The organism is Streptomyces sp. MUM 203J, assembly GCF_022414595.1.
Taxonomy (GTDB): Bacteria; Actinomycetota; Actinomycetes; order Streptomycetales; family Streptomycetaceae; genus Streptomyces.
This window is the reverse complement of the sequence record NZ_JADWYO010000028.1, coordinates 1-24143: the sequence shown is the minus strand read 5'-3', so window position 1 is coordinate 24143 and position 24143 is coordinate 1. Positions and strand designations below refer to the sequence as shown.

The following is a 24143-nucleotide window of genomic DNA, read 5'->3' as shown; positions in this document are numbered from 1 at the left end:
AGCGCCGACGGAGAGACGCCCCTTGACCGTCAGTTGTGTGAGGACGGTGTCCGTCAGCACCCTGGTGAGCGAGCCGATCTGCACGTACCGGTCCACGTCGTGGCCGCCCGATGTCCGGTCACGGACTCCGCTGCCTCCCTTGAGGCACATCGCTGTCCACAGGTGGGGGCACCCCTGCCCGTCGGGCCCGCGGACCTAGAAGCGTACGGAGAGCCGCGTCCCCGCCCGTACCCCCCACCGCGCCATCGCTCCCGCCTCCGTCTCCAGCACCGAGCGGGCGCGGAGACGGGGGAGAGGCAGGCGGCCGGGGCGCAGGGTGTGGACGGACAGCACGCGCAACTCGCGGTCCAGGTATGCCACGTCGATGGGAAAGCGCATCCGGAAGGTGTGGACGCTCGCGCAGGGCGCGATCAGCAGGGCGCCCTCCAGGCCGTCGCGGCCCAGCAGGCCCCGTGCGCGGCGGGCGTAGGTGGCGGCCACCTCCAGGGGGACCTCGGCGGCGGGGGTGACCAGCGTTCCCGTGCCGTTCCGCCACTTCCGCCGTGTCGTCATGGTCCGCAGCCTAGGTGAGCCCGCCCGGGACCGGGACGGGGCGGGCTGCCCCGGTCAGGCCTGGACCGAGCGCCAGATGCGGTCCGACAGCACGCGCGCGGCCTGGGCGAGGTCGATGTCCTCCGGCGTGGCCAGCCAGCGGTGCGCGGCCACCGCCACCGGACCGACGACCAGGACCTCCAGGAGCGGTCCGGGGAGCGGGGCGATCTCGCCTGAGTCGACCCACCGCCGGAGCTGGTCCGCGACCCTCGGGAAGTGGTCGGGCTCGGCGCCCCGGGCGCGGTCGGCGTCGACGGCGAGGTAGCTGGAGTAGGCCGAACCGTGCAGGTAGCGGGCGATGTCCGGGTGCTCCTGGCTGAACCGCAGATAGGTCGTCACCATCGCGCGGATGCCGGTGCGGGCGGTCCTGGCGCGGCTGAGGGCGCCCAGGGCCGCCCCGTACGTCTGCTCCAGGCAGCGCCCGTACAGCGCGGCGGCCAGACCGTCGAAGCTGCCGAAGTGGTGATAGAGGCTGCCGAGGCTGACTCCGCTGGCCCTGGTGACCGCGTTGACGGTGAACCCCGCCTGCCCGGACGTGGCGAAGACCTCCAGTGCCGCGGTGAGGAGGCGGTCGACGGTGGCCTCGCCACGGGACTGCTTTGCCATGGAGGGAGTCTAGCCGGAGCTTAAGATCAGAAAAATTTTCTAGAAATCGACTCTATTCCGTTGGGCTCGGCAGGCCATACTTCGGCTGTGGACGATCTGATGATGAAGCTGGTTTCCGCCGCGATCACCGGTGGGCTGGTCGCTCTCGTGGGATACCTGAGCGTGCGCCGCCGCCAGGCCCGGGTCGCCCGGTCCGAGGCGATCAGGACCGCGGTCGAGGACCCCACCCAGGAGCTGCTGCGGCGCGCCGAGGAGGCCGACCGCGACCGGGAGGAACTGGCCGCCCGGGGCAGCCGGGCCGAAGCACTCGACCGCGCGCGGGAGGCCGTCGACTGCTGGACCGCGCTCACCCAGGCCCGTGTCGGCCGGTTCCAGGCCGAACGGCAGTCCGCGCTGAGGCGGTTGCAGGAGCTGCGGACCTCGGCCGGGTCCTTCTGAGCCGGAGGAGAGGAGCCCCCCATGACCATGACCATGGCCACCTGGACCGGCCGCGACCGTGACCCGGCCGTCGTGTCCGCCGACGTCGCGCGCGTGACCGCCGCCGAACTCGGCCTCGCGGCACCGCCCCCGGCCCTCGTCCTGCCCGGTGACAGCGACGGCGTCCCGGCGGGCAGCCTGCTGCCGCCGCGCGAGCGGTTCAGCGGCATGCCCGCGCCGACCCACTGCTTCGTGTACGTGGACGCCCGGGCGCCCCGCCCCTTCGAGATGCGCGCCTCGGTGCTGAGCGGGCGGTACGTCCGGCGCCAGTTCGGCCTGGGCCCGCTGCTGTACGCCGTGCCGCTGTCCGTGCCCGTGGCCGACCGGGTCGCCCTCGGCGACTCCGGGTTCCAGGGTGATCCGGTGGCGGCGGAACGGCTCGACGCCGACCGGGAACTCCGCGCGCTGGCAGGGCGCGTGGCCGTGACGCGGGCCGGGCCGGACACGGCGCACCAGTGGAGCACGGAGCGGCTGCTCCGTGTCGAACCACGCCCCGAAGGCGCCCTGCTGATCGCGCGTACGCTGCACCGGCCGGGCGTCGGGGGGTGGTCGGTGGGCGCACAGGACGTACTCGGGCTCGCCGCGCGGATCGAGGGCGCGTTGCTCTGACCGCACCGCGGGGGCCGGGGCGTCAACCGTGGGCCCGCCCCCAGGGGGCCCGGGCTCGTGACCCACGGGGCCGGGTCCCCTAGGGTCGGCCGGGTGTACGTCGGACTGTTCGTCGCCGCCCTGTGGGGCGCCGGGACCGCACTGCTGGCGCAGCGGGCCGCGTTTCGGATGGCCGTTGAGCCCGATGAGCCGTGGCGGGCCTCCTGCCGTGCGGGGCACGGGTTTCCGGGCGGACTGCGGGGATGGGTGGGGCCCGCGCACTGCGGGGCATGCGAGGCGGGGCCCCGGGGATGGGGCGCGGTGGCGGTCGCCGCGCCGGGCTGTGCGGCGATCGCCTGGGCCACGGGTGCCCGGCCGGAGCTCGCGGTGTGGCTGCTGACCGCACCCGTCCTCGTCCTGCTGGCGACGGTCGACGCGCGCGTGCACCGGCTGCCGGATCAGCTGACGCTGCCGCTCGCCGCCGCCGCTCCGGTCCTCCTGGGCGGCACGGCCCTGCTCCCGGGCCACGCAGGCACCTGGACGGGCGCGTTGCTCGGCGGGGCGGTCCTGGGGGGCGCGTACCTCGTGCTGTTCCTGGTCAACCCGGAGGGGCTCGGCTTCGGTGACGTCAAGCTGGCCGTGCCGCTGGGCGCCGCGCTCGGCTGGTACGGCTGGGGCGTCCTGTTCACCGGCGCGTTCGCCGGGTTCCTGCTGGGCGCGTTGTACGGGGTGGGGCTCATGGCGCTGCGGCGCGCGGGGCGCAGGAGCGCGATCCCCTTCGGCCCCTTCATGATCGTCGGCGCGGCCGCGGGGCTCGTCCTGGGAGCGGCGGGCGCGTGAGCCGCCGCGCCTCCTCGGTGCGCCGCCCGACCCGGGCGGGGCCGGAGGCGGTCCCCGGGCGGCGCCCGGCCCCGCCGGCCGCGCCTCGTCCGGGACAGCAGGTGTGCCCGTGTCCGGATCCGCTCGCCCCGGTCCGCTGCCGGAGGTGCTCGTGGCGTCGACCGCGGTCACGGGGGTCGTCGACGCGGTGGCGTTCCTGGGGCTCGGGCCGGTCTTCACGGCGTTCATGACCGGCGACGTCCCGTTCCCCGGCTTCGCGCCCGCCGGGGGCGGGGGACCGGCGCCGCTGGGGCGCTCACGGCGCTCGGCGCGTTCGTGGCCGGCAACGGTCGCGGGCAGCCGCCCGGGAGGGGCGCCGACGGCCGGGCCACGGCGGTGGGTCCTCACGGTGTCCGCCACCGTGGCGGGCCGCCGGTGGTCGCGGTGCCCGCGGCGACCGGCCTGCCGGCCGCCGCGGGGGAGCGGACCGCGCCGGTCATGGAGGCGCGGTCATGCGGAGGCTCGGGGGAGCCCCCGACACCACGTTCGTCACCCGTATCCGGCCCTCGCCATTCGGTGGCGGGGATGCGGACCCGCCCCGGCGCTACCGTGCCGCGGGCCTGTCGGCCGACGCGGCCGTCGGCGCTCTGCTGCTGCGGGTGAACATCACCACGGCCTTGCCGGCCGCCGCGGCGCGTCCCGGGTGCCATGGGCGGTCAAGCCGACCGCACGGCATCCCGGCGGGCGTCAGGGGCCTGACCGGACTGCCGGGTCAGGCGTGCCGCGCGCGGTAGAGGTCGCGGAGCAGCGCGATCTCGGCGCCGTGGTGGAGGAGTTCCTGGTTGACCCACCAGACGATGTCGACGAACGGCTCCTCCCGGTCGCTGCCGTGCGGGTACGTGCAGTACCCGACGGTGTCCAGGGCCGCGTCGTCGACGCTCAGCAGCGCTTCCCGCCAGGCGGAGGCCCCCGCGTCGAACGCGGCCACGGCAGCGGTGGCGTCGCCCCCGACGACATAGTCGTCCCGGGTCAGGGCGCGGCTGCCCGCCGTATGGTCGGCGCGCAGGGCCAGCATCTCGCTCAGATGGCTGAGACGCCACGCGATCGTGGTGAACGGCGGCGGCCAGGGGTGCGGGTACGCCGCGGTGTCCCGCCCCCAGTCCCCCGTCCCCGCCAGCAGCGTCGCCCGCGGCCCCGGCCCGTCGGCCCGCCGCCGCACCGACCAGCAGTCCGGCACGGGCTCCCAGAACAGCTCCGCGTCGGCCAGCGGCGTCCCCACCCCGGTGTCCGTACCGTCACCACTGTCCATGACGGGTCCCGTCATACGGGCGGTCAGCCGCTCCCGCGCGAAGTCGAACTGCTCCAGCAAGGAGGCGAGGCGAGGCGGGATCACGGGGATGCTCCTGGTGACGTGTCGGAAGGCTCAGCCGGCTGCCGCATCAGCCTGCCACGGCCGGCGGGCCGCCCGGTAGCGCCTGCTGAACGACCAGGTCACCGCGGTCGTCGGACACGGGATCGCGAACGGACCCTCCTCCGGACGGCGGCCTCCGCGATGTGCAGGTCCCGTTCCGCACGGGGACGCCCGCCTCTCCGGAGGCCGCCGGGGCCTGGGCGGCACGACTGCGGGAGAGGGCACGGGAGCTGGCCCGCTTCATGCCCGGGCCGACGGCCGCAGCAATGCCTCTCCCCATGGAGCTTCCACAGCAGATGATCGGGCTGGGCGACGGCCTGGTCCTGGGGCGGTTCGACGCCGAGGCGGACCCTTCGGAGTTCTTCCGGGTCGTCGAGGAGTCGCTGGAGCACCTGCGCCCGTGGCTGCCCCGGGTCGCGGAGCACGGTGCGGACCGGGCGCGGGCCTTTCCGGCAGGGCGTCAGAAGGGCTGGGAGGACGGGGAGGAGTACTCGTACGCGATCGTGCTGGACGGCGCGATCGCCGGGGCCCGCGGGCTCCTCCGGTACGACGACACCCCGGACGGCGGCATCGGACTCGGCTGCCGGCTGCACCCCGCCGTCACCGGCCGCGGCGTCGCCACCCGGGCCGCCCGAGCCCTGGTCGCACAGGCGTTCCGCCTCCCCGGTGTGGCTCATGCCGACGTGGTCCACGACCCGGAGAACCACGTCGGCGGAGCCGTCCCCGCCCGCCTCGGCTCCACCGAACAGAAGGCCCACGGGGGCGGCACCCGCCGGGGCGCCCCGTGTCTGGCGCCTCACCCGCCGCCGGGCGCAGGCGCCGGCCGTCCCGCCGGCCCGCTGACGGATGCCGGGTCACCCCTCCGGCGTGAGCGCGCGGTGCCAGCGCAGGGCCGGGCGGCCGTCGACGGCAGTGTCGGCCGCCGGGCGGAACCCGTTGCGTTCCAGGACCCGCATCGACGCGGGGTTGTCGAGGGTCGTCAGGGCACGCAGGGAGCGGAGCCCGTACGACTCCGCCGCCAGCCCGCAGGCCGCGGCCACCGCGCGGGTCGCCACGCCCCGGCCCGCCGCCGCCTCGCTCACGCGGTAGCCCAGCTCGGCCTCGCCGTCCGCCAGGTCCAGCAGGTTCAGGCGGCCCAGCAGGACGCCCCGTTCCACGATCACGTGGAACGCGCACGCGCCCGACTCCTGCTCGGCCAGCAGCGCCGCGTGCCGGGACGCGAAGTCCGCGAAGTACGCGTCGCCCCGGTCCGGCACCGTACGTGCGAAGTACTCCCGGTTCGCCCGCTCGAACGCCAGCACCGCCGCCGCGTGATCGTCGCGCAGCGGCTCCAGTCTCAGCATGATCGGGATCCTACGGCCGGTGCCGGGACGGCGGCGCCCCCGCGCGGCACGCAGGGCTTTCAGACGGCGGCCGTGGCCGGATTTCGCTTCGAAGTGGTGCGAAATCACCCGGTTTCCGTGACCGAAAAGAGACCCGACGCTACCTAGCGGTAACAACTGCGGGCATGCCAGATTCCCGCATGCCACCGGCCGGCGGCTTACCCCTCACCCGTGTGCCACACCGCCATGGGGCGCATTCCGTGTACGTCCGGAATGCGCCCCATGGCATGGCCGAACGATGGAGTTCGCCGTGTCCGGATTCCGCACCACCGCCGCCCACCCCACGGGCGTGCGTCATACCGCCGCAGACCCCACCGGCACCCGCGCCACCGCCGCCCGTGCGCTGAACCGCGCCTTCACGCGCGTCCGTGCCCGTACTCGCCGACGGGTGCTCACCGCCGTGACCGCCGCGTCCCTCCTGTGCGGTGCCGGGATCGCCGCCGCCCCGCCCGCCGCCGCCGGCCAGGGGTACGGGCCCAGTGCGATCGTCTCCATGGGCGACAGCTACATCTCCGGCGAGGCCGGCCGCTGGCGGGGCAACAGCCTCACCAACAGCGGCTCCCGCAACGGCACCGACCGGGCCTGGGTCAGCGGCAGTACGTACGACCCGTCCCGTGTCTACGGCGCCACCGCCGCGAACGGGTGCCACCGCTCCGACTCCGCCGAGGTCAGGAGCGCCACCGGCACCGGAGCGCAGGCGCTGGTCAACCTGGCCTGCTCCGGGGCCGTGACCCGCAACGTCTTCCGTGCCGTCAGCGGCGGCGTCTCCTACAAGGGTGAAGCCCCGCAGGCCGACCGGCTCGCCGCCGTCGCCGCCCAGTACGACGTCAAGGCCGTCGCCCTGTCCATCGGCGGCAACGACCTGGGCTTCGCCTCCATCATCGAGAAGTGCGCCAAGGACTACATCCTCTGGTACTCGTACTGCCACGACGACCAGCAGGTCCTCGTCGACCAGCGCATCGACGCCGTGATGGCCGACGTCGGCAAGGCCGTCGACGAGATCCGCGCCGTGATGACCGCGGCCGGGTACGGCTCCGGGTCGTACCGGATCGTCCTCCAGTCGTACCCCTCGCCCATTCCGCGCGGCTCCGAGAACCGCTACAGCCAGAGCGGCTGGTCCCGGGTCACCACCGGTGGGTGCCCGTTCTGGAACAAGGACTCCGACTGGGCGCGCGACTCCCTCGTCCCGCAGCTCGCGGACCGGCTGCGCGGCGTCGCCACCGCCAAGGGCGTCCAGTTCCTGGACCTGCGCGACATGCTCCAGGGGCGGGAGGTCTGTGCCACCGCCAGCCGCCTCGTGACCTCCACGCAGGCGCCTTCCGCCGCCACCAGCGAGTGGGCCCGGTGGATCGACAGCAACGAGACCCAGGGGCCCATCCAGGAGTCCATGCACCCGAACTACTACGGGCAGCTCGGGCAGGGGCGCTGCCTCGCCCTCGTGTACGCCGCCGGGGCGAGCGGACACCACACCTGCCGGAACACCCCCGGCGCCGGGACCTCGGGGATGTACCTCAGCTCGCTCCCGTGAGGGGCGAGCCGTGAGCCGTGAGGCCGTACGCCCCGAGCCGTCAACCGGGCGCCCCGTTCCGCGGGTCCCTCCTGGGGAGGACGGCGGGCGGGCGGAATCCGCATCCGTACCGTGCTTGCGCGCTTTCGGAGCGTGATCCCGGCGTGGTGTGGCACGCAGCACGACTTACAAAGGGTTATGGTGGAAACCCCCCCTCGGGCCGGTCCGTATCCCCCCCACGGACCGGCCCGTTTTTTTACGGGGCATCGGGGTCCCGGCAGGGCCTCAGTTCCGGGCGGCCCAGATGTTGACCCCCGCCGTGTCGACGGCGAGCGTGTCGATCTCCTTCAGCTCCTCTTCCGTCAGCGGCGGTCCGCTCAGCGCCGCCACGTTCTGCTCGAGCTGCGCCACACTCGACGCGCCGATCAGTGCCGAGGTCATCCGCTCGTCCCGCAGCACCCAGTTCAGCGCCAGCTGCGCCAGCGACTGGCCGCGCCGCTCGGCGATCTCGTTCAGCCCGCGCAGCCGCCGCAGCACCTCGTCCGACAGCAGGCCCGGGTCCAGCGACTTGCCGAGCGAGGCGCGCGAGCCGTCCGGGATGCCCTTCAGATACCGGTCCGTGAGCATGCCCTGGGCCAGCGGGGCGAAGGAGATGCAGCCCATGCCCTCCGTCTCCAGGGTGTCGAGGAGACCGTCCTCCTCCGTCCAGCGGTTGATCATCGAGTAGGACGGCTGGTGGATCAGTGCCGGTACGCCCATCTCACGCAGGAGCCCGGCCGCCTCCTTCGTCTGCTCGCTGTTGTACGAGGACACGCCCGCGTACAGCGCCTTGCCCTGCCGTACGGCGGACGCCAGGGCGCCCATCGTCTCCTCCAGCGGGGTGTGCGGGTCGAAGCGGTGGGAGTAGAAGATGTCGACGTACTCCAGGCCCATGCGCCGGAGCGAGGCGTCCAGGGAGGACAGCAGGTACTTGCGGGAGCCCCACTCGCCGTACGGGCCGGGGTGCATGAGATATCCGGCCTTGGTCGAGACGACCAGCTCGTCCCGGTACGGGCGGAAGTCCTGGGCGAAGAGCCTGCCGAAGTTCAGCTCGGCGGACCCGGGCGGCGGGCCGTAGTTGTTCGCCAGGTCGAAGTGCGTGACGCCCAGGTCGAACGCGCGGCGCAGGATCGCCCGCTGGGTGCCCAGCGCGCGGTCGTCGCCGAAGTTGTGCCACAGGCCCAGGGAGATCGCGGGCAGCCTGAGGCCGCTGCGGCCGGTGCGGCGGTACTCCATGGAGTCGTAGCGCTCGTCCGCGGCCCGGTAGGGAGGGTACGACGAGGGAACGGCGGGGAGGGAGGAGGATTCGGACATGCCTTTCTCCCTATCACGGACTTGTGACATGCCGGGTTGGGCCGCCACCACCCGGGCGCAGTAATGTGGCGGCTCCGGGGGACGGCCCCGCGGCCTCGGGGCCGTGACGCCACTGACGCCCAGCGGCCCTGGAGCATCCAGGCCCATCACGGCCCATCGCGGCCCGCACGGCCTCTTCAGGCCCCCAATCGAGAGGTGAGATCGGTGAACTTGCGCGACCTGGCGTACCGGCTCTATGCCCGCCGCGTGGAAGGCCGTCTCGACCACGCCCAGGTGCCCAAGCACATCGGCGTCATCCTCGACGGCAACCGGCGCTGGGCCAAGGCGTCCGGCGGCACGCCGGAGCAGGGCCACAAGGCGGGCGCCAGCAAGATCATGGAGCTGCTGGGGTGGTGCGCCGAGACGGATGTCGAGGTCGTCACGCTCTGGATGCTGTCCACGGACAACCTGAACCGGCCGGAGGAGCAGCTCGTCCCGCTGCTCGGGATCATCGAGGGCGCCGTGCGCGCCATCGCGGCGGACGGCCGCTGGCGGGTCCACCACGTGGGGACGATGGACTGCCTGCCGGACCGGACCCAGAAGGTCCTGAAGGAGGCGGAGGAGGCGACCCGCGGGCACGACGGGATACTCGTCAACGTCGCCGTCGGCTACGGCGGCCGCCAGGAGATCGCGGACGCGGTGCGCTCGCTGCTGCTGGAGCACGCCGAGAAGGGCACGAGTTTCGAGGAGCTCGCGGAGATCGTCGACACCGATCTGATCGCCGAGCACCTCTACACCCGGGGGCAGCCGGACCCGGACCTGGTGATCCGCACGAGCGGCGAGCAGCGGCTGTCGGGCTTCATGCTCTGGCAGAGCGCGCACTCCGAGTACTACTTCTGCGAGGTCCACTGGCCGGCCTTCCGGAAGGTCGACTTCCTGCGCGCCCTGCGGGACTACGCGGCGCGACACCGCCGTTACGGCACCTGACCGGACGGGGCATCTCCCCTCTTCCGGGCCGACGGAGTGTCATATGCCATCGGCCCGGCTCGCATGCTGCCGGGGGTTCGGGGGCATACCCCTGAACAGATAGCGACGCTGTCGCGTTCGCACCCCGACCTCATCCGAGGGGGTACGTCCCAACGTGGTGACCAGCACTAAGCGCCGCATGAACGACCGGCGCACCTACGTCCTCGACACCAGCGTCCTGCTGGCCGATCCCAACGCCGTGACCCGTTTCGAGGAGCACGAGGTCGTGCTCCCCATCGTCGTGGTGACGGAACTGGAGGCCAAGAGGCACCATCCGGAACTCGGCTACTTCGCCCGGCAGGCGCTGCGCCTGCTGGACGATCTGCGGGTCCGGTTCGGCCGTCTCGACGCCCCGATCACCGTCGGGGATCTCGGCGGGACCCTGCGCGTGGAGCTCAACCACTCGGACCCCGGGGTCCTCCCGGCCGGTTACCGGCTCGGGGACAACGACTCGCGGATCCTCGCGGTCGCGCGCAACCTCCAGGCCGAGGGGTACGACGTCACGGTCGTCTCCAAGGACCTGCCGCTCCGTATCAAGGCGTCCTCCGTCGGCCTGGCCGCCGAGGAGTACCGCGCGGAACTCGCCATCACCGAATCCGGCTGGACCGGTATGTGCGAACTGCCCGTCTCGGGGGAGGAGGTCGACCGGCTGTACGCCGAGGAGACCCTGTCCGTGCCCGAGGCCGCCGGGCTGCCCGTGCACACGGGGCTCGTCCTCCAGTCGGAGCGGGGCAAGGCCCTGGGGCGGGTCGGTGCCGACGGAGCCGTGCGGCTCGTGCGCGGCGACCGCGAGGTGTTCGGTATCCGGGGACGCAGTGCCGAGCAGCGGATCGCCCTGGACCTGCTGCTCGACCCGGACGTGGGCATCGTGTCGCTGGGCGGCCGGGCCGGCACGGGCAAGTCGGCGCTCGCGCTGTGCGCCGGGCTGGAGTCCGTCCTGGAACGCCGCCAGCACCAGAAGGTCATGGTGTTCCGGCCGCTGTACGCGGTCGGCGGGCAGGAGCTGGGCTACCTGCCGGGCACCGAGGCCGAGAAGATGAACCCCTGGGCTCAGGCGGTGTTCGACACCCTGTCGGCGGTGGCCGGCCGTGAGGTGATCGAGGAGGTGCTGGCCCGGGACATGCTGGAGGTGCTGCCGCTCACCCACATCCGGGGGCGGTCCCTGCACGATGCCTTCGTGATCGTGGACGAGGCGCAGTCGCTCGAACGGAACGTCCTTCTGACCGTGTTGTCCCGGATCGGGGCGGATTCCCGGGTTGTGCTGACGCATGATGTGGCACAACGGGACAATCTGCGCGTCGGCCGGTACGACGGAGTCGTCGCCGTCGTCGAGAAGCTGAAGGGGCATCCGCTGTTCGCCCATGTCACGCTCACCCGCTCCGAGCGTTCGCAGATCGCCGCACTGGTGACCGAAATGCTGGAGGATGGGCAGATCTAGGGGTGTTGGTCCCCATGAGTGCCGCCCGGCAAAGCGAGTGAGCTTAGCCGGGCGGCACCGTGTTGTGCGCCTGATTCGTCAAAACTCCTGTGACTGGGGAGGTGTGAGCTTTCCCACGTAACCGGGAATTGCCTTGCGCCATTGCCATCCGGCAGAGTCTTGCTTCCGTCAGGCCCCGCATACGGCACAGTCACCTCCCTCCGGGACGCGTGGCACATCGTCACAACTCAACAGCCGTCTGCCGTATGCCGCCCGAAGCACCACGCGGCGCTCTCCGCAGGGGAGTTGCCCACCGGGCCCGTGTCTCCCGTGACCCAGTGAGTGGGGGACCAGTGCCAGGGGCACGATCGCGCCCGCGAGGTCACCCGTGTGGGCGATGCTGGAAGGAAACCGTGTGAGCCGGATCTCGGTCCGGGGATTCGCAGTGGCATCCGCCACCGCGGTCACCACCGTCGGAGCCGTTGTCGGCGTCGCCGCCGGCAACCCGCAGGCGCCGCAGGACAACTTCGAGGCCACCGGGGCCGACCTGACGCTGCTCGCGGACATCCCCGCCGGCGAACAGGCCCAGGTCCAGGTCGCCTCGCTGCAGCAGCAGGCCGAAGCCCAGGCCATCGCCGCCCACTCGGCCGCCCAGAAGCAGGTCGAGGAGTCCGCCCGCCTCCAGGCGGCCAAGGACGCCGAGGCGAAGAAGGCCGCGGCCGACGAGAAGGCCGAGGAGGAGCGCAAGGAGCGGGAAGAGGCCGAGCGCAAGGCCGAGGAGAAGCGCGAGGCCGAGCAGGAGCGCGCCAGCCGCAGCTCGGTGCGGGACGCGACCAGCTTCGCGGCCCAGTCCTCGTACAGCGTGGCCGAGGTGCAGGCGATCGCCCGCCAGATGGTCCCCGCGGCCCAGTTCCAGTGCTTCAGCAACATCGTCGACCACGAGTCGAGCTGGAACTACCGGGCGACCAACCCGTCCTCCGGCGCGTACGGCCTGGTCCAGGCGCTTCCCGCGTCCAAGATGTCCACCGCGGGCGCCGACTGGCAGACCAACCCGGCCACCCAGATCAAGTGGGGCCTCAACTACATGAACGAGCGCTACGGCAGCCCGTGCGGCGCCTGGTCGTTCTGGCAGGCCAACCACTGGTACTAGGCCCCTCCGCCTTCGCCCGGCTTCGCGAGCCCCCCGCCGTCCTACGGCGGGGGGCTCCGTGCGTGTACCGTCGGGAAGCCATGTGACAGGTGGGAGACTCCGGGCCGGAACTCCGGAAGGAGTGGTAGGGGGAAGAGAGAGGCATGTCGAGACTGCCAGGGTGGCTCGACCGGCTGGGCGCCGGACTGAGCCACGCCGCCCGACGGCTGGCCGAGCGCCGAGCCCGAGCGGAGGCCGAGGCGGAAGCGGACGTAGTGGTGGGCCCGCCCGTGGTGATGACCGGAGCCGTGGCCCCCGCCCGGGACGCGGGCGCCGGTGACGACACGGGCGCCGCGGGTCACGGTGGTTCCGGGGCGGCCGAGGAGGGCGGCGCCGAGCCGGGCAGTGTGCCCGCGCCTCCCCCGTACGCGCCCGCCGTCGCCGCCCGGCCCGAGCCCGCCGACGCGATCCCGTGGGGCATCCGGGTCGCCGCCGAGGCCGGCTGGCGGCTGCTGGTCCTGGCCGGGACGCTGTGGGTGCTGATGAAGGTGATCAGCGCCGTCCAGCTCGTGGTCTTCGCCTTCGTGGTCTCGCTGCTGGTCACGGCCCTGCTCCAGCCCACAGTCGCCCGGCTGAAGCAGCTCGGGCTGCCGCGCGGGTTCGCCACCTCCGTCACCGCCGTCCTCGGCTTCGTCATCATGGGGCTGGTCGGCTGGTTCGTGGTGTGGCAGGTCATGGAGAACCTGGACACGCTCTCGGAGCGGGTCCGCGACGGTATCGAGGAACTCAAGCGGTGGCTCCTCGACAGTCCGTTCCATGTGACCGAGAGCCAGATCAACGACATCGCCAAGAACCTCAGCGACACCATCGGCACCAACACCGAGGAGATCACCTCCGCCGGCCTCCAGGGCGTGACCGTGATGGCCGAGGTGCTGACCGGGATGCTGCTCGCGATGTTCTCCACGCTCTTCCTCCTCTACGACGGGCGGCAGGTGTGGGAGTGGACGCTCAAGATGGTCCCCGCACAGGCCCGGCCGGGGGTCGCCGGGGCGGGGCCGCGGGCCTGGCGCACACTCACCGCCTATGTGCGGGGCACGGTGATAGTGGCCCTGATCGACGCCATCTTCATCGGGCTGGGGATCTACTTCCTGGATGTGCCGATGGCCGTGCCGCTCGCCGTCTTCATCTTCCTGTTCGCCTTCATCCCGCTCGTGGGCGCGGTCATCTCCGGCGCGCTGGCCGTCGTCGTCGCCCTGGTGACCAACGGGGTGTTCACCGCGCTGATGGTGCTGCTCGTGGTGCTGGCCGTGCAGCAGATCGAGGGACATGTGCTCCAGCCGTTCATCCTGGGCCGGGCCGTGCGGGTCCACCCGCTGGCCGTGGTCCTCACCGTGGCGGCGGGCGGGCTGGTCGCCGGGATCGGCGGCGCGGTGGTCGCGGTGCCGCTGGTGGCGGTGACCAACACGGTCGTGGGCTATCTGCGGGCGTACAGCGAGGAGCGGTCGCGGCGGAGTCCCGCCGTTCTGCCGATCGGGCCGGGAGCGGGCCCTGAACCGAGGTTTTCCCAGGGGGAGACGACGTGATATCCGATCCGGAGCTGGTGGACGAGCGCGGCAGGCCGCTGGACGCGGGGAGCGGCGAGGGAGGGGATGGGGGCGGCGGCGTCGATCTGGTCGGCAGCCACGGCGACGGCCCCGGTTCGCGGGGCGCGTCGGGGCGGACGCCCTGGCTCTGGGCCCTCGGCGGCGCGCTGGGCGCCTCGGTCCTGTGGGCCGGCGGCCTCTACGCGTACGAGACCAGGGGGCCGGACCTGGGCGGCTACCGGTCGGTGGAGAACCTGTGCGACGAGGCCGAGCTTAAGGGGCTGGGCACGGTCCTGGGGGAACGTTCCACCTCCTCGCCCGGCCCGGACTCGCACCACGAGGCGGTGGACCGGATGCTGTGCGACGTGCGCTTCGGAACGCCTCCCGCCGAGTACGAGGTCACCCTCATGTACCGGCTGCACAAGAAGATCGACCCCGGCGTGGAGTTCGAGGCCGGCGGGGACGGCCTCTGGAGCGCGGACGAGGGCGAGGCCCTGGACGGGCTCGGTGAGATGGCCCAGTACGACGCGTCGCCGAACAGCGCGAACGTGGTGGTCCTCGACGGGCAGGCCGAACTGGCCATGATGATCTGGTCGAACCGGGGGTACGAGGGCTTGGAGGACGGTGAGCTGCCCGACTTCGCCGAGATGGACGAAGCCGACCCAGCCCTGTCCGGCATCAAGGAGTTCATGGTCGAGGACATGAAGGCGCTGATGGCCGGGCTCAAGGGCCGCTAGCGGCGGGCGGACACGCGGAAGGGGCCCCACCGGCCGGTGGGACCCCTCCTCGTACGGACGGCTCAGCCCGCGAGGACCGTCTCCGCGTCCAGGGTCGCGCCGACCGCCTGGATCACCGCGGCGATCTTGACCGCCTCCTGGATCGTCTCGCGGTCCAGGCCCGCCTTGCGGAGGACCTGCTCGTGCGAGTCGAGGCACTGGCCGCAGCCGTTGATCGCGGAGACCGCGAGGGACCACAGCTCGAAGTCGACCTTCTCGACGCCCGGGTTGCCGATGACGTTCATCCGCAGACCGGCGCGCAGCGTGCCGTACTCCGGGTCGGAGAGCAGGTGGCGCGTCCGGTAGAAGACGTTGTTCATCGCCATGATCGCCGCCGCGGACTTGGCCGCGGTGTACGCCTCGGGCTTGAGGTTCTCCCGGGCCTCCGGCTCCAGCTCCGCGAGCACCTTCGGGGAGCGGGACGCGATCGCGCAGGCCAGCACCGTGCCCCACAGCTGCTGCTGGGGGAGGTCGCTGTTGCCGATGACCGAACCGAGGTTCAGCCGCAGGTCCTTCGCGTAGTCCGGTATGGCCGACTTCAGGGCGTCCAGGGACATGTCAGATCACTCGTCTCTCGGTGCGGGGTCCGTCAGGTGTGGCCGGTCACTCGCCGGACAGCAGCTTGACCGGGTCGAGGGTCTCGTCGCCCTTGCTCCAGTTGCACGGGCACAGCTCGTCGGTCTGCAGGGCGTCCAGCACCCGCAGGACCTCCTTGGGGTTACGGCCGACGGAGCCGGCGGTCACCATGGCGAACTGGATCTCGTTGTTCGGGTCGACGATGAAGACGGCACGCTGCGCGAAGCCGTCCTCGCCCTCGACGCCGCAGTCGCGCATCAGCTCGTGCTTCGAGTCGGCCAGCATCGGGAAGGGCAGGTCACGCAGGTCGGCGTGGTCCTTCCGCCAGGCGTGGTGCACGAACTCCGAGTCACCCGAGACGCCGAGGATCTGGGCGTCGCGGTCCGCGAACTCGTCGTTCAGCTTGCCGAACGCGGCGATCTCGGTCGGGCACACGAAGGTGAAGTCCTTCGGCCAGAAGAACACCACGCGCCACTTGCCCTCGTAGGACTTGTGGTTGATCTGCTCGAACTCCTTGCCGGTCTCCAGCGAGACGCAGGCGGTCAGATCGTACGTGGGGAACTGGTCACCGACAGTGAGCACGCGCTCTCCTTGTGCTGAGGATGTCCTTTGTGTGGGCATCCGGGGGGTTGGACGGGGGTCAGCATGGCATGGCGTGCATTGATCAGTGAAATAGCTAGACTGGGGCGCGTTGATCGAAGGCGGTTATCAGTGGTGGCGATGTCGAAAACCGTGCACAAGGGCAGGCAGCCCAGCCTGGCCCAGCTCAGGGCGTTCGCGGCGGTGGCCGAGCACCTGCACTTCCGGGACGCGGCTGCCGCGATGGGGATGAGCCAGCCCGCCCTGTCGGGTGCGGTGTCCGCTCTCGAAGAGGCGCTCGGTGTCCAGCTCCTCGAGCGTACGACGCGGAAGGTGCTGCTCTCGCCGGCGGGGGAGCGGCTGGCCGCGCGGGCCAAGGCGGTGCTGGACGCGGTGGGCGAGCTGATGGAGGAGGCCGAGGCGGTGCAGGCGCCGTTCACGGGCGTGCTGCGGCTCGGGGTCATCCCGACCGTCGCGCCCTATCTGCTGCCGACCGTGCTGCGGCTCTTCCATGAGCGGTATCCGGAGCTGGACCTCCAGGTGTACGAGGAACAGACGTACTCGCTGCTGGAGGGGCTGGCCGCGGGGCGGCTCGACCTGCTGCTGCTCGCCGTGCCGCTGGGCGTGCCCGGGGTGACCGAAATGCCCCTGTTCGACGAGGATTTCGTGCTGGTCACCCCGGATGACCACCCGCTGGCGGGGCGCGCCGGGATACCGCGGGACGCGCTGCGCGAACTGGACCTGCTGCTGCTCGACGAGGGGCACTGCCTGCGGGACCAGGCGCTGGACGTCTGCCGGGAGGCGGGGCGGCCGGACGGGGCCGCGGTCACCACCACGGCGGCGGGGCTGGCGACGCTCGTGCAGCTGGTGGCGGGCGGGATGGGCGTGACGCTGCTCCCCGGGACCGCCGTCGCGGTCGAGACCGGGCGCAACCCGCGGCTGGCGACGGGGTCCTTCGCGGATCCCGCGCCCTCGCGGCGGGTGGCGCTGGCGATGCGCGCGGGCGCCGCGCGGGCGGACGAGTTCGAGGCGCTGGCGGGGGAGTTGCGGGGGGCGCTGGAGGGGTTGCCGGTGCGGCTGGTGCGTTCCGGCCCGTCCGGCGTGTGAGGGCGAGCCGCCCCGGACTCCCCGGTGGGGGGTGCCTCCCCCGAGGCCTGAAGGGGGGCGGGGTGGCGCTCCCCCTCGGCGGACCCGCGCCCCGGGGCGGGGCGGGGGAGGAGACCCGGTGCGTCACTCCGTCCGCAGCCCCTCCGCGCGCAGCAGCCGCCACAGCACCGGCAGGGTCGGCAGCGTCACTCGACGAGGCCGTTCTCCAGCAGCCGGGCCATGTTCGAGCAGACCTGCCCGTAGTGGAGCGGCCGGTCGCGGCCGAACTTCTCGTCGAAGGCCCGCTTCAGGTCGTATCCGTGGCGGGGGCCCGACTCCACGAGGCCGAGGAGGGCGTGGCCGATGGACATGCGGGTCACCGTCCTGACCGTGCATACGTGACGTGTACATGTGTGGAGCGAGGGGCGGCTCCCCTCGGGTGCACGCGGTCAGAAGCTGAGCGCGGCGGCGACCGGCAGGTGGTCCGAGCCGGTCCTGGGCAGCGTCCACACCCGGGCCACCTCGGCACCGCGGGCCAGCACCTGGTCGATCCGGGCCAGCGGCGCGGACGCGGGCCAGCTGAACGCCAGGCCGGAGGCGGCGGCGTCCAGGCGGGTCGTCAGCGGGGCGAGGCCCCGGTCGTCGACCGTGCCGTTCAGATCCCCGAGCAGCACCACCCGTTCCAGCCGCTCACCGGCCAGGACCGAGCCCAGCAGGGCGGCGCTCTCGTCGCGGCGTGCCGAGTCGAATCCGCTGCGGGCGGTGATCCTCAGGGAGGGCAGGTGCACGACGTAGACGGCGACCTCGCCGTGCGGGGTGGTGGCCGTGGCGCGCAGGCCGCGCTGCCAGCCGGGGTCGACGCCGTGCGGGCGGATGTCCAGGGGCCGTACGCCGTCGAGCGGGTAGGCGGACCAGAGCCCCACGGTGCCCTGCACGGTGTGGTACGGGTAGCGCTCCCGGAACGCCTCCTCGAAGGCGGGGCGCGTGGCGGGTACCACCTCCTGGAGTGCCACGAGGCCGGCGTCGGCGGCGAGGAGGGCGCGGGCGGTGCCGGCGGGGTCCGGGTTGTCGTCCGCGGCGTTGTGCTGCACCACCGTGAGGCCGGCGCGGGTGGGCGGGGGCCCGCTGCTGAACGGTACGAGCAGGTGGCCGAAGTGCCCGAGCCAGGCGGCGGCGGGGAGGAGCGTGGCGAGCAGGGCGGTGGCCGAGCGCCGGACGAGCGCTGCGATCAGCAGGGCGGGGACGGCGAGGCCCAGCCAGGGCAGGAACGTTTCCAGCAGGCTGCCGGGGTGGCCGGGGAGGTCGGGAACGGTCCCGTGGAAGACGATCAGCCATGCCGTCAGTGCCGCGCCCCCGGCGGCGACGCGCCCACGCGTCCAGGGGCTGGACCCGCAGGGTCGGCTGCTCGTACTCCCGTTCACGTCTGATGCTGACGCGGGTGGCCGGGTGTACGGTTCCTTCCCGCCCCACCGCCCCTTCCCGATACGAGTGGGGAGGCTGTGCTCCCGGACTCCCGCCCTCGCGTACGGCGGCGCTCGTCCTCAGGCGGCGGACGGGAGGGAGACGCGGCCCGCCCCGCCTTCGGGGAGGGGCGGGACCGGAGAGCCGGTCCGGTTACGCTTCCGGCTCCGTCGGCGGGCGCTTCGGCGGGCGTCCCCGCCTCGGCAGCGGCGCCGGCGCGGTCGGCAGGCGGCCCGCATCCGCGAGCGCTCTGCGCAGCAGGAACTCGATCTGCGAGTTCGCGCTGCGCAGTTCGTCACCGGCCCACCGCGCCAACGCCTCGTACACCACGGGGTCGAGCCGCAACAGCACCTGTTTGCGCTCGCGGCGGCCCGTCACTGGTAGAGGGACCCCGTGTTGAGGACCGGCTGGGCGGAGCGGTCACCGCACAGGACCACCATCAAGTTGGAGACCATCGCCGCCTTCCGTTCCGGGTCAAGGTCCACTATGTCGCGCTCCGAGATCCGGTCGAGCGCTGCCTCGACCATACCGACCGCACCCTCGACGATCTTCTGCCGCGCGGCCACCATGGCCGCGGCCTGCTGCCGCTGGAGCATGGCCGAGGCGATCTCGGGAGCGTACGCGAGGTGCGTGAACCGGGACTCGATGATCCGCACGCCCGCCGCGCCGACGCGGGTGTGCAACTCCTCCACCAGCTTCTCGGTGATCTCCTCAGCGTTGCCGCGCAGCGACAGGCCGTCCTCGTCGTGGGCGTCGTAGGGGTAGTCGATGGCGATGCGGCGGACCGCCGCCTCCGTCTGGGTCGACACGAACCGCTCGTAGTCGTCGACCTCGAACAGGGCCTGCGCGGTGTCCTCCACCCGCCACACCACCACCGCGGCCAGCTCGATCGGGTTGCCGTAGGCGTCGTTCACCTTGAGGATCGCGGTCTCGTGGTTCCGCACCCGGGTCGAGATCGCCACCCGGGTGCTGAACGGGTTCACCCAGCGCAGCCCGTCCGTGCGGACCGTCCCCCGGTAGCGGCCGAAGAGCTGGACCACCCGCGCCTCGCCGGGCGCGACCATGTTCAGTCCGGTCATGGCCAGCGCCGCCGCGAGGGCCAGCACGAGGCCGAGGACGAACAGTGCGGCCCGGGCGCCCGTGGGCGCGCCGTCGGCCAGGGCGATTCCTCCCGTCATGAGCCCGCCGCCCGCCAGGACGCCGAGCAGGCCGGCCAGCAGCGCCGGACCGCCCCCGGCGCTGTACGCGGTGGCCTCGCGCACCTGGGGTGTCTCGGGCGCGGCGGTCGGCTCGGATGCGGCGATGGCCGGCTCGGGTGTCGTGGACAGCATGGATCCCCCCGTTTTCGATGATTGCCTGGGTCTAGCAAAGTGATATCACTTTAACGTGCTTCGCAACCCTCCGCCCCCCCTGTGAGTCGGTTCCTTTGTGGACAGGTGCTGATTGTCACGTCCCGAAAACGTCCGATCCGTTGGTCTTTGTCAGCTGTGACGCGTTAGCTTGCTGAGCTGTTCTGGACGTACGGGTCGTGAAGAGCGTGTAGCCAAGAGGCCTACCACCAAGAGCCAAGAGGCTGAAGAAACGAAGAGCGGGAGCAACGGAGCCATGGGCCGAGCCGAAGCGCGCCGGGGGACGACGAAGGGCGGCATACGCCGCTTCTTCACGTGGCGGAAGCTGTTGGGCACGTTCTTCGTGTGCTGCCTGCTGCTGATGGGCGCCCTGTACGTCGTCTATCTGATGGTGCCCGTCCCTCAGGCGAACGCCGAGGCGACGCTGCAGAGCAACACCTACCGCTACTCCGACGGGACGCTGCTCGCCCGCAAGGGCGAGTACAACCGCTCCATCATCGGCCTGGACAAGATCCCCGACCCGGTCGAGCGGTCCTTCGTCGCCGCTGAGAACAAGAGCTTCTACACCGACTCCGGTGTCGACGTCATGGGTACCGCCCGCGCCGCCTTCAACACGATCACCGGCCAGGGCAGGCAGGGCGGCTCGACCATCACCCAGCAGTACGTCAAGAACTACTACCTGGACCAGAGCCAGACCGCGACCCGCAAGCTCAAGGAGATGGTCATCGCCCTCAAGGTGGACCAGCGCCAGAGCAAGGACGAGATCCTCGCGGGCTACCTCAACACCAGCTACTTCGGCCGCGGCGCCTACGGCATCCAGGCCGCCGCCCAGGCGTACTACGGCGTCGACGCGGGCGATCTGACGGTCGCGCAGGGCGCCTACCTCGCCTCCCTGCTCCAGGCCCCCAACCAGTACGACTGGTCGACCGCCACACCCACCAGCCGCACGCTGGTCCGGGAACGCTGGAACTACGTGCTGGACAACATGGTCGAGAAGAAGTGGCTCGACTCGGCCGAGCGTGCCGGACTGGAGTTCCCCGTCCCGCAGGAGCCGAAGCCCGCCCCCGGCATGGAGGGCCAGACCGGGTACCTGGTCGAGGCCGCCAACCAGGAGCTGATGCGCCAGGGCGTCAAGGAGGAGGACATCAACGCGGGCGGCTGGACGATCACCCTCAACATCGACAAGAAGAAGCAGGACGCACTGGTCGAGGCGGTGAACGCCCAGCTGGAGAGCAAGATCGACCGCAAGGGCAACAAGGTCGACTCCACCGTCCAGGCCGGTGCCACCTCCGTCGACCCGAAGACCGGCCAGGTCGTGGCCATGTACGGCGGAGTCGGCGCCACCGAGCACTGGCTGTCCAACGCCACCCGCCGCGACTACCAGCCCGCCTCCACCTTCAAGCCGCTGGTCTTCGCCTCCGCCCTGGAGAACGGCGCCAAGACGCAGGACGGCCGGACCATCGGCCCGAACACGATCTACGACGGCACCAGCGGGCGCCCGGTCAAGGGCAGCGACATCCCGTTCAGCCCCCAGAACCAGGACGGCGCCAGCTACGGCCCCATGACCGTCCAGCGCGCGACCGACAAGTCCGCCAACTCGGTGTACGCCCAGATGATCGTGGACGTCGGCCCGCCCAACGTGAAGAAGACCGCCCTGGCGCTGGGCATGAAGGACGGCGAGGGCTTCGACGAGGTGCCCGCCATGGCGCTCGGTGTCATGGGTGCCTCCACCTGGGACATGGCCGGGGTGTACGCCTCGATCGACAACCACGGCCGCCTCGTCACGCCGTCGGTCGTCAAGTCCGCCGAGCACAAGGACCGCACGGTCGAACTGCCCAGCCCCATCGGCCCGCAGGCCATCAGCCGGGCGGCCGCCGACACGGTCACGTCCGTGCTGCACGGCGTGGTCCAGAACGGGTCCGGCTTCGAGGCCAAGACCAGCGCGTACGAGGCGGCGGGCAAGACCGGCACCTCCGAGAACAACCGGGCGGCCTGGTTCGCCGGATACACCCCGGAACTGGTCACGGTCGTCGCGCTGTTCGGTGAGGACGCCGAGAAGGGCGGTCAGGTGACGCTGACCGGCACGGCCAACTCCGGTCGCGCCAGCGGCAGCGGCTTCCCCGCGCGCATCTGGGCCGACTACACCCTGGGCGCCCTCGGCGGCGGCTCCGACGCCGAGTTCGACCTGGAGGTCTCCGACAGCGGGCGGGACGCCTGGGACCCGGGCGCGAGCACGGACCCCTCGCCGAGCACCAGCACCTCGCCGAGCGCGAGCACCTCGCCGTCCCCGACCGGCGACGAGGAGGAGCCGGAGCCGTCCCGTACGCCGACGTTGCCCACGCCCTCGAAGAGCACACCGACCTTGCCCAGCGTGCCCAGCTTCACCACGCCACCGGTCAAGCCGCCGACGACGGCCCCGGACCCGTCGGTCTCGCTCGACCCCGGCCCCGACGATCCCGGCACGGACACCGGCGGGGACGGCGGGACGGACCCGGGGACCGGCGACCAGAACCTGTTCCGGTCGCCGACGAACTGAGCCGCCGAGACCTTCGTACGAAACGGCCGGCACCCTCTCCGGAGGGTGCCGGCCGTTTCGTGTCCACCGCCGCGTGTCACGCCCGGGCCGGCAGCTCGAACCACACCACCTTGCCGGTCGACAGCCGGGTCGCCCCCCAGCGGCGGGCCATCCGGTTCACCAGGAACAGGCCCCGCCCGCCCTCGTCGGTGTCCCGCGCGCGGCGCTGCCGGGGCAGCTGCGGCGAGTCGTCACCGACTTCGCAGCGCAGGACGTCCGTCCGCAGCAGCCGCAGTGTGACGGGCCGGGTCGCGTACCGCACGGCGTTCGTCACCACCTCGCTGACCAGCAGTTCCACGGAGTCCGTCAGCTCCTCCAGGCCCCACCGCGACAGCGCCTTGCGGGCCAGCCGCCGGGCCCGGCCCGGAGCGGCGTCCTCCGGTTCCAGGAACCAGTACGCCACATCGCTCGGCGCGATCCCGTCGAAACGGGCCGCGAGCAGCGCGATGTCGTCGTCCCGGTCGCCCGGCCCCAGCATGTCCAGCACGTCGTCGCACAGCGCCTCCAGCGGGGGCGGGTGGTCCGGACCGGTCAACTGGGCGGTCGCCGCCAGTCGTTCACGCAGCAGCTCTATACCGGCCCACACGTCCCGCAGCCGCGACTCCACCAGGCCGTCCGTGTAGAGGAGCAGGGTGGCCCCGGCGGGCGCGTCCAGCTCGACCGCCTCGAAGTCCACGCCGCCCACGCCGATCGGTGCGCCCGGCGGGACGCGCAGCACCTCGGCCCGGCCGCCCAGGTGCAGCAGCACCGGCGGGGGGTGACCCGCGTTGGCGATGGTGATGCGGTGCGTGACCGGGTCGTACACCGCGTACATGCAGGTCGCCATCCGGTTCTCGCCCAGCCGCTGCGCCTGCTCGTCCAGGTGGTGCAGCACCTCCTGCGGCGGCAGGTCGAGACCGGCCAGCGTCTGCGCGGTCGTGCGCAGCTGGCCCATGATCGCGGCGGACGTCATGGAGTGGCCCATCACATCGCCCACGACCAGGGCCACCCTGCTGCCGGGCAGCGGGATCGCGTCGTACCAGTCCCCGCCGACCCGGGCCGTCTCGGCGGCCGGGAGATAGCGGGAAGCCAGCTTGACCCCGGTCGGCTGCGGCAGGTTCTCCGGCAGCATGGTCCGCTGGAGCTCGTCCGCGATGTACGCCTCACGTCCGTACAGCACCGCCTTGTCGATGCCGAGCGCCGTGTGCGTGGCGAGCTGCGCGGCCACCAGCAGGTCGTTCTGCTCGAAGGCCGGGGTGTCCGGGCGGCGCAGGAACACGGCCGCGCCGATCACCCGCCGCCGCCCGCGCAGCGGCGCCAGGACGGCGCGCTTCCCGGACGGTACGGAGCGGCCCTCGCCCAGCAGCTCGGGCAGCGCGTCGCGGGCCGCCTCCGAGTCCCCGAACACCGGCCGCACCCCGCGCAGCACCTCCGCGAGCGGCCCGCCGGGGCGCACCTCGCACAGCTCGGCGGCGGGGCTCGGCTCGGCGGCGTCGGGCGCGGCGGCGACCGCCGTCCCGGCCACCGGGAGCCCGAGGTCCGTGGAGTCGTCGTCCGTTAACCGCAACCGGTCAGTGCGGCGCAGCCGCAGCACGAACGGGTCGACCGGCCGCTCGTCGCCGACGGGCAGCGGGTCGCGCAGATAGACCAGGATCGCGTCGGAGAACGTCGGCACGGAGGCCCGGCACAGGCCCAGCACGATCTCGTCCAGGTCGATGCCGCGCGCGATCCGCCGGGTCGCGGCTCCCACGAACCGCAGCCGGTCGCCCTCCCGCCGCGCGGTCCCGACAAGCTCGGGCCGCACGCCCTCCGGGGCGGCCGGGTCCGGACCGGTGCGCTGCCGGGGCGGTGCCGTGGCCCGGGCCTCGCCGGGCCGTGCCGCCTGGGCGGCGGC

General features: G+C 72.5%; 22 protein-coding genes and 3 pseudogenes. 13 read left to right on the top strand and 12 right to left on the bottom strand.

Annotation, left to right across the window (positions count from 1 at the left end):
- Nucleotides 1-195 precede the first annotated feature (195 nt).
- Both I3F58_RS16200 and I3F58_RS16195 read right to left on the bottom strand, forming a co-directional pair.
- Complete coding sequence (locus I3F58_RS16200; RefSeq protein WP_240109316.1) at nt 196-552, bottom strand: DUF192 domain-containing protein; 357 nt, start codon at nt 550-552, stop codon at nt 196-198.
- 54 nt (nt 553-606) lie between these two features.
- A complete protein-coding gene (locus I3F58_RS16195) occupies nt 607-1197 on the bottom strand; it encodes a TetR/AcrR family transcriptional regulator (protein WP_240109315.1) in 591 nt (196 codons plus the stop codon).
- 87 nt (nt 1198-1284) lie between these two features.
- Between I3F58_RS16195 and I3F58_RS16190 the strand changes: the two genes are divergently transcribed.
- The 4 genes and pseudogenes from I3F58_RS16190 to I3F58_RS29820 all read left to right on the top strand — a co-directional run.
- The gene (locus tag I3F58_RS16190) at nt 1285-1635 is read left to right on the top strand and encodes a hypothetical protein (RefSeq protein ID WP_240109314.1); all 351 of its coding nucleotides are present in this window, start codon (nt 1285-1287) and stop codon (nt 1633-1635) included.
- A gap of 21 nt (nt 1636-1656) precedes the next feature.
- On the top strand, nt 1657-2283 hold the full coding sequence (locus I3F58_RS16185) for a hypothetical protein (protein WP_240109313.1): 627 nt from the start codon (nt 1657-1659) through the stop codon (nt 2281-2283).
- A gap of 93 nt (nt 2284-2376) precedes the next feature.
- Nucleotides 2377-3102: an A24 family peptidase gene (locus I3F58_RS16180; protein WP_240109312.1), complete on the top strand. Its 726-nt coding sequence runs from the start codon at nt 2377-2379 to the stop codon at nt 3100-3102.
- A gap of 103 nt (nt 3103-3205) precedes the next feature.
- Nucleotides 3206-3355, top strand: a pseudogene (locus tag I3F58_RS29820) (DUF1275 family protein); the annotation flags it as partial.
- 498 nt (nt 3356-3853) lie between these two features.
- Here I3F58_RS29820 and I3F58_RS16175 read toward each other — a convergent pair.
- On the bottom strand, nt 3854-4474 hold the full coding sequence (locus tag I3F58_RS16175; protein WP_240109311.1) for a DinB family protein: 621 nt from the start codon (nt 4472-4474) through the stop codon (nt 3854-3856).
- 260 nt (nt 4475-4734) lie between these two features.
- On the opposite strand from I3F58_RS16175, the pseudogene I3F58_RS29815 reads away from it, so the two are divergent.
- A pseudogene (locus tag I3F58_RS29815) lies at nt 4735-5169 on the top strand (GNAT family N-acetyltransferase); the annotation flags it as partial.
- Between the two features lie 177 nt (nt 5170-5346).
- On the opposite strand, the gene I3F58_RS16170 reads toward I3F58_RS29815, so the two are convergent.
- Complete coding sequence (locus I3F58_RS16170) at nt 5347-5835, bottom strand: GNAT family N-acetyltransferase (RefSeq protein ID WP_240109310.1); 489 nt, start codon at nt 5833-5835, stop codon at nt 5347-5349.
- Between the two features lie 289 nt (nt 5836-6124).
- Here I3F58_RS16170 and I3F58_RS16165 point away from each other — a divergent pair, with 289 nt between their 5' ends.
- Complete coding sequence (locus tag I3F58_RS16165; RefSeq protein WP_374207983.1) at nt 6125-7402, top strand: GDSL-type esterase/lipase family protein; 1278 nt, start codon at nt 6125-6127, stop codon at nt 7400-7402.
- 264 nt (nt 7403-7666) lie between these two features.
- On the opposite strand, the gene mgrA is transcribed toward I3F58_RS16165, so the two are convergent.
- Entirely contained in the window at nt 7667-8734 is a 1068-nt protein-coding gene (gene mgrA / locus I3F58_RS16160; RefSeq protein WP_275678577.1) for an L-glyceraldehyde 3-phosphate reductase, read from the bottom strand.
- Between the two features lie 204 nt (nt 8735-8938).
- Here mgrA and I3F58_RS16155 point away from each other — a divergent pair, with 204 nt between their 5' ends.
- The 5 genes from I3F58_RS16155 (at nt 8939) to I3F58_RS16135 (ending at nt 14605) form a co-directional block, all read left to right on the top strand.
- Nucleotides 8939-9700, top strand: coding sequence for an isoprenyl transferase (locus I3F58_RS16155; protein WP_240109309.1), 762 nt, complete (start codon nt 8939-8941; stop codon nt 9698-9700).
- Nucleotides 9701-9854: 154 nt separating this feature from the next.
- On the top strand, nt 9855-11177 hold the full coding sequence (locus I3F58_RS16150) for a PhoH family protein (protein ID WP_240109308.1): 1323 nt from the start codon (nt 9855-9857) through the stop codon (nt 11175-11177).
- A gap of 376 nt (nt 11178-11553) precedes the next feature.
- Nucleotides 11554-12306, top strand: a complete 753-nt coding sequence (locus tag I3F58_RS16145; RefSeq protein ID WP_240109307.1) for a transglycosylase SLT domain-containing protein — start codon at nt 11554-11556, stop codon at nt 12304-12306.
- A 143-nt stretch (nt 12307-12449) separates the two neighbouring features.
- Nucleotides 12450-13868: an AI-2E family transporter gene (locus I3F58_RS16140; RefSeq protein ID WP_240109306.1), complete on the top strand. Its 1419-nt coding sequence runs from the start codon at nt 12450-12452 to the stop codon at nt 13866-13868.
- Nucleotides 13865-14605 carry a hypothetical protein gene (locus I3F58_RS16135; protein ID WP_240109305.1) on the top strand — a complete coding sequence of 247 codons (741 nt, stop codon included), beginning with the start codon at nt 13865-13867 and terminating at the stop codon, nt 14603-14605. The genes I3F58_RS16140 and I3F58_RS16135 overlap by 4 nt, the downstream gene beginning before the upstream one ends.
- A 62-nt stretch (nt 14606-14667) precedes the next feature.
- Here the strand turns inward: I3F58_RS16135 and I3F58_RS16130 are convergent, their stop codons facing one another.
- Together I3F58_RS16130 and I3F58_RS16125 are read right to left on the bottom strand one after the other, a co-directional pair.
- Nucleotides 14668-15201 (bottom strand): alkyl hydroperoxide reductase, encoded by a 534-nt coding sequence (locus tag I3F58_RS16130; protein ID WP_240109304.1) that lies wholly within the window; start codon nt 15199-15201, stop codon nt 14668-14670.
- Nucleotides 15202-15247: 46 nt separating this feature from the next.
- Nucleotides 15248-15802: a peroxiredoxin gene (locus tag I3F58_RS16125; protein WP_240109303.1), complete on the bottom strand. Its 555-nt coding sequence runs from the start codon at nt 15800-15802 to the stop codon at nt 15248-15250.
- Nucleotides 15803-15940: 138 nt separating this feature from the next.
- Here I3F58_RS16125 and I3F58_RS16120 point away from each other — a divergent pair, with 138 nt between their 5' ends.
- Nucleotides 15941-16906: a hydrogen peroxide-inducible genes activator gene (locus I3F58_RS16120; protein ID WP_240109356.1), complete on the top strand. Its 966-nt coding sequence runs from the start codon at nt 15941-15943 to the stop codon at nt 16904-16906.
- Nucleotides 16907-17094: 188 nt separating this feature from the next.
- Here I3F58_RS16120 and I3F58_RS16115 read toward each other — a convergent pair.
- From I3F58_RS16115 to I3F58_RS16100, 4 genes and pseudogenes are all read right to left on the bottom strand, one after another.
- Nucleotides 17095-17256 (bottom strand): annotated as a pseudogene (locus I3F58_RS16115) (PadR family transcriptional regulator); the annotation flags it as partial.
- Nucleotides 17257-17334: 78 nt separating this feature from the next.
- Nucleotides 17335-18306, bottom strand: a complete 972-nt coding sequence (locus I3F58_RS16110; protein WP_240109302.1) for an endonuclease/exonuclease/phosphatase family protein — start codon at nt 18304-18306, stop codon at nt 17335-17337.
- Between the two features lie 193 nt (nt 18307-18499).
- The gene (locus I3F58_RS16105) at nt 18500-18724 is read right to left on the bottom strand and encodes a hypothetical protein (protein WP_240109301.1); all 225 of its coding nucleotides are present in this window, start codon (nt 18722-18724) and stop codon (nt 18500-18502) included.
- Nucleotides 18721-19677, bottom strand: coding sequence for an SPFH domain-containing protein (locus I3F58_RS16100; protein WP_240109300.1), 957 nt, complete (start codon nt 19675-19677; stop codon nt 18721-18723). Before I3F58_RS16100 ends, I3F58_RS16105 begins: the two co-directional genes overlap by 4 nt.
- Before the next feature lie 274 nt (nt 19678-19951).
- On the opposite strand from I3F58_RS16100, the gene I3F58_RS16095 reads away from it, so the two are divergent.
- Nucleotides 19952-22231 (top strand): transglycosylase domain-containing protein, encoded by a 2280-nt coding sequence (locus I3F58_RS16095; RefSeq protein WP_240109299.1) that lies wholly within the window; start codon nt 19952-19954, stop codon nt 22229-22231.
- Nucleotides 22232-22307: 76 nt separating this feature from the next.
- Here the strand turns inward: I3F58_RS16095 and I3F58_RS16090 are convergent.
- Nucleotides 22308-24143, bottom strand: a 1836-nt coding sequence (locus I3F58_RS16090) for an ATP-binding SpoIIE family protein phosphatase (RefSeq protein WP_240109298.1), incomplete at its 5' end; no start/stop codon positions are given.